The organism is Lysinibacillus sp. FSL M8-0355, from assembly GCF_038008985.1.
Classification (GTDB): domain Bacteria; phylum Bacillota; class Bacilli; order Bacillales_A; family Planococcaceae; genus Lysinibacillus; species Lysinibacillus fusiformis_D.
Genome location: NZ_JBBPAI010000001.1, coordinates 2847138 through 2861048 on the forward strand (window position 1 = coordinate 2847138; position 13911 = coordinate 2861048).

Annotated in this window: 14 protein-coding genes; 2 read left to right on the plus strand and 12 right to left on the minus strand. The window is 39.9% G+C overall.

The annotated features are described in order from the left end of the window. Positions 1-5: 5 nt before the first annotated feature. The 5 genes from MKY46_RS13840 to rnz all read right to left on the minus strand — a co-directional run bounded on the left by MKY46_RS13840 (position 6) and on the right by rnz (position 3838). Positions 6-947, minus strand: coding sequence for a ring-cleaving dioxygenase (locus MKY46_RS13840; protein ID WP_036120093.1), 942 nt, complete (start codon positions 945-947; stop codon positions 6-8). Positions 948-999: 52 nt separating this feature from the next. Continuing rightward, positions 1000-1443, minus strand: coding sequence for a MarR family winged helix-turn-helix transcriptional regulator (locus MKY46_RS13845; RefSeq protein WP_036120090.1), 444 nt, complete (start codon positions 1441-1443; stop codon positions 1000-1002). Between the two features lie 98 nt (positions 1444-1541). Beyond that, positions 1542-2162 carry a sporulation-specific diadenylate cyclase CdaS gene (gene cdaS, locus MKY46_RS13850; RefSeq protein ID WP_036120087.1) on the minus strand — a complete coding sequence of 207 codons (621 nt, stop codon included), beginning with the start codon at positions 2160-2162 and terminating at the stop codon, positions 1542-1544. 209 nt (positions 2163-2371) lie between these two features. Continuing rightward, the gene (locus MKY46_RS13855; protein ID WP_141903651.1) at positions 2372-2602 is read right to left on the minus strand and encodes an acyl-phosphate glycerol 3-phosphate acyltransferase; all 231 of its coding nucleotides are present in this window, start codon (positions 2600-2602) and stop codon (positions 2372-2374) included. A 303-nt stretch (positions 2603-2905) separates the two neighbouring features. Next, positions 2906-3838 carry a ribonuclease Z gene (gene rnz, locus MKY46_RS13860; RefSeq protein ID WP_340834526.1) on the minus strand — a complete coding sequence of 311 codons (933 nt, stop codon included), beginning with the start codon at positions 3836-3838 and terminating at the stop codon, positions 2906-2908. Positions 3839-3982: 144 nt separating this feature from the next. Here rnz and MKY46_RS13865 point away from each other — a divergent pair. Both MKY46_RS13865 and MKY46_RS13870 read left to right on the plus strand, forming a co-directional pair. After that, positions 3983-5592, plus strand: a protein-coding gene (locus MKY46_RS13865) for an IS3 family transposase (protein ID WP_340834527.1) whose coding sequence is annotated in 2 segments (ribosomal slippage) — positions 3983-4625 and positions 4625-5592 — 1611 coding nt in all. Because the reading frame shifts where the segments join, the coding sequence is not laid out codon by codon here. A 62-nt stretch (positions 5593-5654) separates the two neighbouring features. Beyond that, on the plus strand, positions 5655-7115 hold the full coding sequence (locus tag MKY46_RS13870; RefSeq protein WP_340833939.1) for an IS1182 family transposase: 1461 nt from the start codon (positions 5655-5657) through the stop codon (positions 7113-7115). Between the two features lie 204 nt (positions 7116-7319). On the opposite strand, the gene MKY46_RS13875 is transcribed toward MKY46_RS13870, so the two are convergent. The 7 genes from MKY46_RS13875 to MKY46_RS13905 form a co-directional block, all read right to left on the minus strand. Further along, on the minus strand, positions 7320-8156 hold the full coding sequence (locus MKY46_RS13875) for a class I SAM-dependent methyltransferase (RefSeq protein ID WP_036120072.1): 837 nt from the start codon (positions 8154-8156) through the stop codon (positions 7320-7322). After that, positions 8153-9652 carry a cobyric acid synthase gene (locus tag MKY46_RS13880; RefSeq protein ID WP_036120068.1) on the minus strand — a complete coding sequence of 500 codons (1500 nt, stop codon included), beginning with the start codon at positions 9650-9652 and terminating at the stop codon, positions 8153-8155. Before MKY46_RS13880 ends, MKY46_RS13875 begins: the two co-directional genes overlap by 4 nt. Before the next feature lie 352 nt (positions 9653-10004). After that, entirely contained in the window at positions 10005-10541 is a 537-nt protein-coding gene (locus MKY46_RS13885; RefSeq protein ID WP_058844520.1) for a cob(I)yrinic acid a,c-diamide adenosyltransferase, read from the minus strand. Positions 10542-10554: 13 nt separating this feature from the next. After that, on the minus strand, positions 10555-11115 hold the full coding sequence (locus tag MKY46_RS13890; protein ID WP_036120059.1) for a nitroreductase family protein: 561 nt from the start codon (positions 11113-11115) through the stop codon (positions 10555-10557). Between the two features lie 33 nt (positions 11116-11148). Beyond that, entirely contained in the window at positions 11149-11916 is a 768-nt protein-coding gene (gene cobA, locus MKY46_RS13895; protein WP_340834530.1) for a uroporphyrinogen-III C-methyltransferase, read from the minus strand. Next, positions 11913-12551, minus strand: a complete 639-nt coding sequence (locus tag MKY46_RS13900; RefSeq protein ID WP_340834532.1) for a precorrin-2 dehydrogenase/sirohydrochlorin ferrochelatase family protein — start codon at positions 12549-12551, stop codon at positions 11913-11915. Before MKY46_RS13900 ends, cobA begins: the two co-directional genes overlap by 4 nt. Next, positions 12544-13911 carry a cobyrinate a,c-diamide synthase gene (locus tag MKY46_RS13905; RefSeq protein ID WP_340834535.1) on the minus strand — a complete coding sequence of 456 codons (1368 nt, stop codon included), beginning with the start codon at positions 13909-13911 and terminating at the stop codon, positions 12544-12546. The genes MKY46_RS13900 and MKY46_RS13905 overlap by 8 nt, the downstream gene beginning before the upstream one ends.

A 13911-nucleotide genomic window follows, 5' to 3' on the forward strand; every position in this document is an offset into this window, starting at 1 on the left:
TCTCCTTATTCTAGTGGTTCTAAAATGGCTTCAATTTCTGCACGTTTCTTTTCTAAAAAGGGTGGAAGGTCTAGCTCTTTTCCAAGATCTTCGACTGCTGAATCCACAGTAAACCCTGGACCCTCTGTCGCCATTTCAAATAAAATACCGTTGCGATCTCTGAAATAAAGACTTTGGAAATAATAACGATCGACGACACCTGTACTATCCAAACCCTGTGCCTTAATTTTCGTATCCCATTCCTGTAATTCCTCGACCGTTGCTACACGTAATGCAAGATGGTGAATACTGCCTTTACCAGGTTTCTCGCTTGGCCCTTCTAATTCTTTGACGACAATTTCTCCAAGCACTTCTCCTTCTATCGATTGCAGAATCGTTTCTTTGTCCGTTTCTGCAACAACTGTATAGTGAAATAAATCTTGTAGTAAATTCACGGTTCTTTGTAAATAGCGTACAGTGATTTCAACAGTCCCCATACCTAAAATACGATGTTCCTCCGGTATATCATTGCCATCCCATGCTTGCCATTGTGCAGGCGTATCATGCCCCTGATGATTTAACAGCACCATTCGTAATCCCTCATGATCTTCAAAAAACAAAGCCTCTTTGCCTGCATAAGTAGTGATATCGCTATGTTCTACCTCTAGCTGTTGAAAGCGTTCTTTCCAATATAGTAAGCTTTCGGAGCTAGGTACAAGTAAGCCAATACGAGTAATAGCATTCGTGCCCCGCACTGTACGTCCTGCAACGGGCATTTCAAAAAATGTTAATTCTGTACCAGCTGCTCCAGTTAAGTCACCATAAAATAAGTGATACATAGATGGTGAGTCTTGATTCACTGTTTTTTTCACACGTCGTAACCCTAAAATAGTTGTATAAAAATGATTATTCTGTTTGCCATTTTTCGTTAGCATGGATATATGATGGTGTCCATTTAATTTATTCATCCTACTGTTCCTCCTTTTTCACCTGACTAAGCAAGTGATGTTGTAAAAAAAATTACACGGGCGGCAATTTTTTTTCTCGGCTATGCTTTTCAAGCTTTGTCATCACTTTATATAAAGATTTTATTTCTTCATCTGATAATACTTCTTCAAAAAATGAGGATTGGAAGTGAAGTTGACTTGGTGTTGCTGCATCAATCATTTGCTCCCCTTTTGCCGTCAATGAGATAGCTTTGGTCTTCCAATTTTGTTTACGCTCGATTAGTCCCTCTTTTTCAAGTCGGGCAAGCATGCGAGACATGCCACCTTGTGTAACTGTTACTTTCTCTGCTAATTGAGATTGAGTGATCGGTGCATACGTTTGGATTTGGATTAACACATCGAATTGTGCCGTTGTTAAATCGAAACGCTTTAAAAATTCATTCGATAACTGGTTACTTTGCGTTGTAAAGCGCATCATACGAATCCATGTTAATGTGCCTAATGTATGATTTCTCATGACTTCATCCTCCCCTCAGTTATCACTTTACCACGCAAGTGATAACATTGCAAGAACAATATCTCGAATTTGAGATATTGTTTTACAGAGGAGAGTCCCTATATGATGCCAGGTGATGTAATCGGGTATAAATTTCCCTGAAAAGCAAAAGAAATCCTACCTGTTTCTTCTGAGACGACCATCACAAGTGCATCACTTACTTCACTTAATCCTAACGCTGCACGATGTCTTGTTCCTAATTTTTTTTCACCAGTCTGACGGTCTGATAATGGCAGTACATTCGCTGCCGATTCAATTTGATTTTGATTGACGAGCACCGCTCCATCATGTAATGGATTACCTGGAAAGAAAATGGATTCTAATAAGGAATGCGTTAAATCTGCACCAATATGAATACCGGGCTGCATCAAATTCACTAACGAATCCTGTCGTTGGATGACGATTAAACCACCATGTCTTCTCAACGACATATTTTGCACACTATGTGATAATTCCGGATACTTTTCTGTAAATGGGGAAAGATAACAATTTAAATAAAACGTCGCGGCTTTCATTTCAATTGTCATAAATCTCTCTTTAATTTTCTCAAAATTGCCAAGGAGACAATTTGCATCTGTATCCATTTCTTGCACACTTTGCTGTAAGGACATAATCACTTGGAGAAGCTCATCTTTTAATGTTTCTTTCATTGGTGAAAAATCACAATTTATTGGATTCATAAAAAGCACCTCTCTTTTCTAAAATTGTGAAGCTTCTTCTTCCATTAGTTTCTCTCGATAAACTATTTTTATGCGTCAAGGAGATGATGGCTATTTGGCACTTGGCTCCTTCTTGCTATACAGAGACAGCAGAAATTCAATAGCCCTTTGAACTTGTCAAAAAAAAATGTGTTGTTACTAGAATACATTCTAATAACAACACGGATGAGCTACATATGACCTGCCCGAATTTTCTTCACAATACTAAAAGTCGTGTAGGCAGCAGCAGGTGCTAATACGACAATAAAAATAATCCAAACGGTTAAATTATTTGTTGCTTTTAGCGTTTCATAATTCGAGATGACAAAAATAATTAATCCGAATAGTAATAAATAGCTCAGCACGTTTGGAAAAATAACAATTAATCGCAATAGTGCTGGCGGCATCTTTTGTTGATTCAATTAAACCACACCCCTTTTTTCAATTATACGGGAAGTGAAGGATCGATTGTACTATATTTTTCCTTTTAAACGCTATATTTACCTGCAAATCGTTGGCGTTTTTCTACTGTTGTATTTAATTGGTTGATCAATGTAGTTATACTTTTATATTTCCGCTTGATGTTTAGCCTTCTGAACAAATATCTTTCTCCTTGGCTAGTAACAAACATTCCATGAGTCGAACTGAAAATAGTGATAGTAAGAACTATATATAAAAAACATCTATTAGTTGCATGTCAATCAATAGATGTTTTTTAAATTAGTTTAGATTAATTTATTATTTTGCCAAGTAAAAATGGCTTGATCGGATGTTAGTAATGTTTGGGGGAAAATTGCTTGTGCTTCTGCCAAAAATTGTGGTAAATCCTGTGGAAGAAAACGGGCACTTAAATGATTTAAAAGCAAGTAGTCTGCGCCAGCTTGCTGTGCGACTTTTGCGGCTTCCACATTGGTGGCATGACCATAGCTGGCTGCTAAAGCAGTCAGTGTCCCATCAAAGGTCGCTTCATGTACAATGATGTCAGCATCCCTTGATAATTGAATGGCCTCTTCGCAATATTTCGTATCGCCCAAAATCGTCAGTGTGAAGCCCTTTTTTGAGGGGGCAACAACGTCTTTTGCTTGAATCACATGCCCATTTTCAAGCACGACATCGTAACCATTTTTTAATTGACCAAGCAAAGGGCCTTTAGGAACACCAAGTGCCTGTGCCTTGTCGATTAATAATTCACCAGGTAAATCCTTTTGTTCAATACGATAACCATAGCATGGTACAACATGGCGCAATTCCTGTGCATAAATTGTAAAATGAGCATCCTCAAAAATAATCCCTTCTTGCACTTCTACAAAATACAGTGGATACGTTAAATGGGTTTTAGATAAGGCTAATGTTTGTTCAATCCATTGCTGTAAACCTGGGGGACCAAAGATCGTTAAAGGCTCATCCCCTCCTTGAAAGGAACGAGAGCTTAAAAACCCTGGCAATCCAAAAATATGGTCGCCATGTAAATGTGTAATAAAAATTTTTGTTACTTTACGCGGCTTTAACGATGTGTGTAGGATTTGATGTTGTGTAGCCTCCCCACAGTCAAATAGCCACATTTCGCTCACTTCATCTAATAACTTGATCATCAATGCACTCGTATTTCGCTCTTTTGAAGGCATGCCTGCGCCTGTCCCTAAAAAATGTAGTTGCACATATGCCACCTCACTTCTTGTTTCTATCGTTTTATTGTACCTTAACATACCCAATAAGAAAAACCCTTGGTGAACAGATTTGATATGCTCCCCGTTAGGTAGACAGATTAAAAAATAAAATCTGTTTACCAATGGGGAGTTTTTATGTCTAATAAGAGATTTGCAACAGAGACAAAATTATTAGCGATTCAATATGTAGAGGAAAGTCTTTATACAAAAGAAGAAGTTTGTCGAATGTTTTCCGTTAGTCTCAGTACTTTAAGAGTTTGGCATACTAAATTTATTGATGGTGGAGCTGAAGCACTTAATCGACCAACTAAAAACAAGTTCTACGCTAAAGAGGCCAAAGAGAAGGCTGTGGTGGATTATCTATCAGGTAACTATACGATGTTAGAGCTTCTTTCAAAGTACGGGATTAGCGACTTATCGGTATTCAAAAAGTGGTTGAAAATCTATACTAGTCATAGTGAATTAAAAGATTCGGGTAAAGGAATGAGCCAAACTATGACTAAAGGAAGAAAAACAACGGTAGAAGAGCGCATTGAAATCGTGAAGGCTTGCCTCACGAACGGAAAAAATTATCAAGAAACGGCAGCTCAATATGAGGTGTCCTACCAGCAGGTGTATCAATGGATACGTAAGTTTGAGTTGAACGGAGAAGAGGCACTTCAAGATCGACGTGGTTGTACGAAGCCAGTAGAAGCACGTACATCAGAAGATGAATTACGCTTGAAAATTCAACAGATGGAACGTGAAAATGAACGATTACGTGCAGAAAATTTATTCTTAAAAAAGTTAGAGGAAATCGAAAGGAGGCGTCGTTAAGCAAAATTCGTATTCAGAGTCGTTATCTGGCGATTCAAGAATTAGCAGAGAACGAGAACTTATCGATCATTTTACTATGTGAAATCGCTCAAGTTTCACGTGCAGCCTATTATAAATGGATAAATCGCCAACCAGCAGAGCGAGAAATGGAGAATCAACAGTTAGTAGAGTCCATTCAGCACCTTTATACGCAAATAAATGGTATTTACGGCTACCGCCGAATGACAATGACAATCAACCGTCAACGAGAAAAAGAAGGGTTAGCCAAAATCAATAAAAAACGGATTTATCGCCTGATGCAGATTTGTGAACTCAAAGCAGTTATTCGTCGTAAGCCAAAAAGATATAGAAAATCAAAGCCGAATTATGTGGCAAAAAATGTATTAGCACGCAAATTTACTGCGGAAAAACCAAATCAAAAATGGTGTACAGATGTAACGGAATTTAAATATGGACAAGGTAAAAAAGCATATTTAAGTGCTGTTATTGATTTGTATGATAAATCAATTGTGAGCTATGTTTTAGGGCATTCGAATAACAATGGACTCGTATTTAATACCATCAAACCGGCAATTCAAGGGTTAGCTGAAGATGAATGTCCGATTTTACACAGTGATCGTGGCTTTCAATATACCTCGAAACAGTTTAAGCAAATCATACAAGAAGCCGAAATAGTACATAGCATGTCGAGAGTAGGTCGCTGCATCGATAATGGACCAATTGAAGCATTTTGGGGCACATTAAAAGTAGAGAAGTATTATTTACAGAAGTTTGAGACATATGAGGCACTAAAACACGCTATCGATACATATATCAAATTCTATAACAATGATCGTTATCAAGAAACACTAAACGGCTTGAGTCCTTTAGAATACGAGGCCACTGAAAAACTTCATCTGGTTCCACTTAGCGAGGTATTCGACGATTGAATCGTCGAATACCTCGCCTTTTTAATTTATAATTGAGTGACTAAATGCAGGTGGTGTTCCCAATGATTTCAAACCAAGAGACTTTCAACTTAAGTCCATATATGGCCATTTACGATATTGTCGTGCCAAAAGATAATATGCTTCGTCAAATTAACGAACTAGTGGATTTCTCATTCATTTTAGAAGAATTGAAAACAAAATATTGTTTAGACAATGGAAGAAATGCGATTCCTCCGATTCGAATGTTTAAGTACTTATTGTTAAAAGCCATTTTTAATGTATCTGATGTAGACCTTGTCGAACGTTCAAAATATGACATGTCTTTCAAGTATTTTTTAGGTATGGCGCCAGAAGATGACGTGATTGATTCAAGTTCACTCACAAAATTCCGAAGACTGCGTCTTCAAAATGTAAGTTTATTAGATATGCTCATTGGAAAAACAGTTGAAATCGCACTCGAAAAGAACATTATCAAAAGTAAAACAATCATTGTGGACGCAACACATACCAAAGCACGTTATAACCAAAAATCACCGAAAGAATTTTTACAAGAAAAATCAAAATATACCCGCAAAGCAGTGTATCAATTTGATAAATCCATGAAAGAAAAATTTCCAAAGAAGAATACTTCTAACGAAGTAAAAGATGAATTAACTTACTGTGAAAGATTGATTGCCATTATTGAAAATAAACCACAAATCGCTCATCTACCAGCTGTAAAGGAAAAATTGAACGTGTTAAAAGAAGCTGTAGAAGATACGCAAGAACATCTAAATTATTCAACAGACACCGATGCACGAGTAGGACATAAAACAGCAGACAGTTCTTTCTTTGGTTATAAAACACATTTAGCAATTAGTGATGAACGTATAATTACAGCAGCAGTCGTTACAACAGGTGAAAAATCAGATGGACATTATCTACAAGAACTGATTGAAAAAAGTAAAGTAACAGGAATGGAAGTTGAAACAGTCATCGCTGACACAGCTTATTCAGGGAAAAACAATTTACTTTATACAAAAGAACAAAGCATTCAACTGATTTCTAAGTTAAATCCAATGATTACTCAAAATGGGCGAGGAAACGGAAAAGGATTTGACTTTAATAAAGATGCAGGTTTATTTGTATGTCCAGCAGGACATTTAGCAAATAGAAAAAGTAAAAAACCAGATTCACACCCAGGAGCAAGTGCAAGAATGGTTTATTTTTTTGACATTGAAAAATGTAAGGTCTGTCCACTCCGAGAAGGGTGTTTTAAAGAAGGTGCAAAAACTAAGACCTATTCTGTTGCCATTAAATCAGAAGAACATTTAGACCAACAAGCTTTTCAAGAAACAGAAGAATTTAAACGCTTAGCTCGAGAACGTTATAAAATCGAAGCAAAAAATAGTGAGTTAAAAAATAAACACGGGTACGATCAAGCATCGGCTGCGGGTTCATTTGGCATGCAAATTCAGGGAGCAACGACGATATTCGCTGTCAATCTAAAAAGAATCTTAAAGCTTCTGAATGGAAAAGGGTAATAAATAGGTGAAAAAGATAGGGCGTTTCCTGTTCAAAATTGAACAAGAAGCGCCCTATCTTTTTCTAAAACGAATTTATTTATAAAAAACGCAAGTTTTTCAGTGGCCTCTTAGAATACAGGATTCAAGCCGCTTAAAGCATTTTTATTATTTCCACTGTCTACTTGACAGGGAGCAGTTCAGATTTCTCCAAAGGTTTCTCTTTTATTTTGGTTGCCATGAGACAAGGGCTGCATGAAAGTCATGACGATAATAATAGCGTCCCTCTTTTTCTTCAATAAAAGGTGAGAGAGCTTCTTCCACATGTGCTTGCTGGACATTTGCCGTTAAAATTTTTTTACTTTGCGTTGTAACAAGCTGTTCATAGCTTTCATATTCATAGACACGTTCCAAAGGGATAATTTGACAATCCGCATAAATATTCATCTCATACAGTAGATTTAAAAATTCTATATAATCTCTACGAGGAAACTTAATATCATAGCCATACTTTTCATATAACCGCTCATAGTGAGGCTGAATAGGACCTGTCGTCATGCCAATGATAGCACGCTTTTTCGCAAGCCGATTCATATGGGATAAGGCGGCTTTAATTTCATACATCCGATAAAAACAATTCACGCCCAAAACGATATCATGTGGCTCAATTTCATCACTTTCTAGACTTTCCCATTTCGCATGAACATATGAAACATGCTCCTGATGAGGCATACACTGTTGTAAGTAATGCAGCATGCTTTCAGAGCTATCCACACAGGTTAGCTTGTCCACTCGCTCAGCCAATGGAAACGTATAATTACCCCATCCTGGCCCAATTTCTAATACAGAATGCTGTGGCTCAATACTTTTTTGAAGCTCCTGAAAAATGCGTTGGGCATAAGGATCAGTTTGTCCTATTTTTTTACGTGCAACGGATTGAGCCCAAAATTGCTCCTCTAACTGATCATTGACCATGCGCTCCGGCATCATTCCATGCCAGTCTTTCATGCCCTCCTGCCATAATGCCTCATAATTAATGGCTAATGGTCCTTTTCTTGTCATATAGATACCTCTAAAGATAAAATTTCATATATTTTTTTCATATCCAGATTTGCTCGAACATGGTCGGCTAACATATTATAGGCGTCCTCTCTTCGTTCTGCATCACTTTTTACATCATTCGGTAAAGCCATTAACCCTTTTTTCACTCGTATTTCATTGACAAGCTGACGAGTAAAGGTGCGATTATGGAACACGCCATGAAAATACGTACCAATCACTTGCTCATCATGACTCACTGCGCCATCTTCTCGACCATCCTCTAGCAGTAGAAAAGGTGATACTTCATCACGTAAAATTTTCGTACGTCCTAGATGTATTTCATAGCCCGTCAATGTATCCTGCCCTCTTGTTCCTGTCATTTGTACCGTTTTTTTAGTGCCTACAAAAATCGTTTCCATTGGCAATAGCCCAAGACCATTTGCAGCTTCACCATTTCCCTCCACTGCTTCAGGGTCTAGTAATGTTTCACCAAGCATTTGGAAACCACCGCAAATGCCAATAATTTTTGTGCCGCGCTCACGTAAATGGGTAATAGCTTGATCGAAGCCCTGTGCTTTTAACCAAGCTAAGTCATCCATTGTACTTTTTGTTCCTGGCAGTATAAGCAAATCCGGTGTGCCTAGCTCATGGACATTGCCAATTAAACGTACACCTACTTCTGGCTCATCGAAAAAGGGATCAATATCAGTGAAGTTTGAAATACGGGGTAAACGAATCATCGCTACATCGACAGTAAATTCGCCTGGTTTTGGCTTTTTAAAGCGTAATGACGATAATGCGAGGGAATCCTCTGCTTCAATATTGATATTGACATAAGGAATCACACCAAGCACCGGGATACCTGTTTCTCTTTCCACCCATTCAAGACCATCATCTAATAATTCACGCATGCCTCTAAATTTATTGATGATTAATCCCTTAACACGGGCGCGCTCTTCATCATCTAGCAACGCCAGTGTACCAACAATCGAGGCAAAGACCCCACCACGATCTATATCAGCAACAAGCACTACCGCTGCATCTGCTAAATGTGCCATTCGCATATTAGCAATATCGCGATCCTTTAAGTTAATTTCAGCTGGGCTACCTGCCCCCTCTAGGACAATGACATCATATGTATTTTGTAGCGTACGGACAGATTTTTCAACGATTGGCATTGCCTCTTGCACAAAATTATTGCGATAGCTTTTGGCATCCATATTTAAAAAATGCTTACCATGGACGATGACCTCAGACATCATATCTTGCTTCGGTTTCAGCAGAATAGGATTCATATCAGTCGTCGCAATAACACGGGCTGCCTCTGCCTGCACCCCTTGTGCACGGCCGATTTCGCCACCATCCTTCGTAACAAACGAATTAAGAGCCATATTTTGCGATTTAAACGGGACAACACTTAGTCCATCATCCGAAAATATACGACAAAGTGCCGTACAAATCATACTTTTTCCAACATCGGAAGCCGTTCCTTGAATCATAATCGATTTAGCTGGCATAGTCACTTTCCTCCGTCATTATTGGTGTAACGCAGTATATTGTATTAGAGCTGTGCGGGTTTGCCTTCATTTCGGGAGTATTCTCGGAGCAAGCACGAGTATTTCCCTTCGCTCCGCGAGTATTCTTTGGGCAAGCGCGAGTATTTCTCTCCGCTCCGCGAGTATTCTTTGGGCAAGCGCGAGTATTTCCCTTCGCTCCGCGAGTATTCTTTGGGCAAGCGCGAGTATTTCTCTCCGCTCCGCGAGTATTCTTTGGGCAAGCGCGAGTATTTCTCTCCGCTCCGAGTATTCTCCGATTGATCGAGACTTTCGCGCCGCGCGTATATTTTTCACCCAGCAATCGTGAAGGGCTTTAAAATTCTAGCCCTTTCACCGCTGGGATGCCTTCATCATAGTAATGCTTTGTTGCGTCGATGGTTGACACTAAATCAGCCATTGCCGTTAAGGCAGGGTTCGCGCTTCGACCTGTGACCACCAAATGCATCGTCGATGGACGTTGCTGGATCGCCTCTATGACTTCTGTTAGTGGAAGGACATCATCGATAGGAAACTTGGTGATAGCCAATGCATTGTTTAGTTCATCTAGCACCAATAAATCAATACTGTCGTCTTGCAGGGCGGCCTTCGTTTTTTTCCATGCTTTAGCTAAGGCAGCACGATGCTCTTCAGGTGTCTTTGTCCATGTAAAGCCGATACCCATTTGCTCCATTTCCACACCTAACTTGCGAAGGGCAATTTGCTCACCGTACGTACGCTCAGGTGATTTAATAAACTGCATATAGCGCACATTTAAGCCACGGCCAACTGCACGTAATGTGACACCTAGAGACGCCGTTGTTTTGCCCTTTCCTTCACCTGTATATACTAAAAACAAGCCTTTTCTTGCCATGTGAGTAGCCCCCTTACAGCCATGTTGTCTTTTCTGCAAATGGTGTACGCTTTTTGTCGCTTTGCTCCTGCTCTTGTGGATAGCCAATAAATATGGTACCGACTACTTTTTGAGAGGCACTTGCACCAATAAATGCATGCATACGTGAATCATGCACGAGCCCAACACCACGTGTACGCCAAACAAAACCAAGACCTAGCTCATCTGCAGTGAGCCACATGGACATAATGGCACTACATACGGCAAAAACATTATCCTCTGTCGCATCCGTATCACCTTCGACAATGTCTGCAGTAACAACAATGGCTACAGGCGTTGTTTGCACAACCTTTAAAGAGCTTTCCACTAAGTTCGGCTTTGTGGGGAAACGCTCTTGTAAATAGGCACTCGCCATTTCTTCATAACGCTTCATTGCCTCATCTTGAATAACATAAAAATGCCAAGGCTCACGCATACGGTCATTCGGAGCATAGGTGGCTGCTTGTAAAATTTGCTCAATTTTTTCTTTCTCTACTGGTTGTGTTGTGTAATTTCGAATGGCTCTACGCTTTTTTAATGCTTCGATAACGGTCATGTTGCTTCCTCCTTGTGCTCTTCTAAGAAATGATTATGAAAAGGTTAATCCCTGCTCTTCAAACCATTGAATTTTCTCACGTACATTGACTACCTCTCCCACGACAATCATCGAAGGATTATGATACCCTTCACGTTCAATAATGGCCGCTATCTCATCTAGCTGTCCTGTAATCGTGCGTTGTTGAGCAGTTGTTCCCCACTCAATGACCGCTACTGGCGTTGTGGCCTGACGTCCGTTTTCAATTAATTTGCGAGCAATGTAGGCAATATTTCCAACACTCATGTAAAATGCGACGGTATCAATACCTGTAGCCAATGCTGGCCAATTCAAAAAATCCTGTCCTTTTTCTTCACGACCATGCCCCGTCACTAGGGCAAAGCTTGTCGCGAAGTCTCTATGTGTCACTGGAATCCCTGCATAAGCAGCTGCAGCAATGCCGGCTGTAATACCAGGAACGATTTCATAGGTTATGCCATGATTTTTTAATATTTCTGCTTCCTCAGCACCACGTCCAAATACAAATGGATCGCCACCCTTCAGACGTGTCACAAATTTACCCTCTTGTGCTTTTTCAACAAGTAAGGCATTAATTTCATCTTGAATAAGGTGGTGCTTGCCTGGAAGTTTACCGCAATAAACAAGCTCTGCATCCTTTTTTGCAAAGTCGAGCAATGTGGGATTCACAAGACGGTCATAGGCAATCACATCAGCTTTTTGAATACATTCCAGACCATACACAGTGATGAGCTTCGGATCCCCAGGACCTGCACCAACGATATATACTATTCCTTCCTTCATTGCTTCGCTCCCATCAAAAGTTGTTGTAAATAGGCTTCACGTTTATCAATCTCTCCATGACGTGTCCATTCCAGAATGCTTGGCTCTAGCAATGCTTGTAATGCCGCCCGTCTTTGCGGACCTTTGTCATACTTAGCAGCAATCATTAATCGAGCTTGCTGTAAAAAGCATACATAGTCATCATAAGCATCATCGAATTGATCTTCTAAATCTGCTTTGATCTTGCGTGCTAGACTGGGGCTTGCTCCCGATGTCGAAACAGTTAACACCAATGGGCCACGACGAACAGTAGCAGGTGTAATAAAATCACTTTCACTTTGTCTATCCGTTCGATTGATTAATTGCCAATGCTGTGCCGCCTCTTGAACAGCTTCGTTTACAGCCGTCACATTCGTTGCAGCAATAATGAGAATGGCATCATCCAAATCACGTGGTTCAAATTCCTTCTGCTTCCAAGTAATTTGCCCCGAATCGGCAAGTGGCTGTAATGTATCATGTAGGGTTGGACTGACTATGACAATATGGGCCTTTGCGGGTAATAGAGAGGCTACCTTCTGCGTTGCCACGTGTCCGCCACCTACAATCACTACGGTTTTATATTCTAGATTGATATGAATAGGAAAATAATTAGTCATCATTTTTCACCTTCTTACAAGCTGTTAACCAATTGTCAACTAGCTTTGGGTTTGATACAAAATGGAAATGTGTATAACCAGCCACCAAATTCCCTTGTTTATAGCCTTCTTGCTTTTTGCCAAAACGACCAATCGTCTCGTAGGCTGGTGTGTTGTGGGTACCACTATATTTAGAATAATGGAATTCATGGCCCTTCGCTTCTTGCTCCACACCAATTAAGAAATTATCTGCTGTGCCAAAAATTTCACGATAGCCTAGTGCTGCAAGCTTTGTCTGCATGGCCACTTCCCCTGGAATCACACCTACCATTTCATAGCGTTCACCCTGACTATTTGTAATAGCCTCTGTTAAATACATAAAGCCACCACATTCCGCTAATGTTGGCAGTCCTTTGGCAATAGCGTCTTGAATAGAGTCTTTCACGACTGTATGTGAAGCCAATGTCTCTGCGAATTCTTCAGGAAAGCCACCACCAATATAGAGGCCATCTGCTTCTGATGGTACAGGCTCATTGGCAAGTGGAGAGAAAAATTGTAATGTCGCGCCTTTCGCACGTAGCAAAGCTAAGTTTTCTTCATAATAAAAATTAAATGCTGCATCCCTTGCAACCGCTATACAAATATTTTGTGAAGGCTCCTCAGCAAATAAGTGACCTGATTCATGTAGGATAGGGGCTTTTGTTAAGTCAAGTAATTGATCCAAGTCAATCGTTTCTGCCATAAGGTCACCTAGTTTATCAAAAAATGAATCTAGTTCTCCCCTTTCAATGGCGGGTACTAACCCTAAATGACGACTCGGAATATCGATGCCTTGTTCACGTTTTAAATAGCCGATGACAGGAATGCCACATTCTTGTTCAATAGCCGCCTTGGCAATTTCATAATGACCAACACTGCCCACTTGGTTCGCAATAACGCCAACGATCCTCGGTTTATCTGACAAAACTTGGAAGCCTCTTACAACAGCTGCTACACTACGAGCCATACTTGCACAATTAACAATTAAAATAACAGGACTCTCTGTCACTACACTAATATCTGCGGCAGAGCCAGCATCTGATAAAGGACTTTTGCCATCATAGAAGCCCATCACCCCTTCAATAATGGACACATCCGCATCCATACTTGCGCGTGCCACAATATCACGTACTGCTTCATGGGAGAACATCCAGCTATCAATATTGCTTGATACTCTACCTGTTACAGCCGTATGATACGTTGGATCGATATAATCAGGGCCACATTTAAAGCCCTGCACTACTTTTCCTTTATTTTGTAGTGCTTTCATCAGTCCAATGGTGAAAGTAGTTTTGCCTACCCCACTACCCGTACCAGCTAGTACAAAACGATTTGTTTGCAT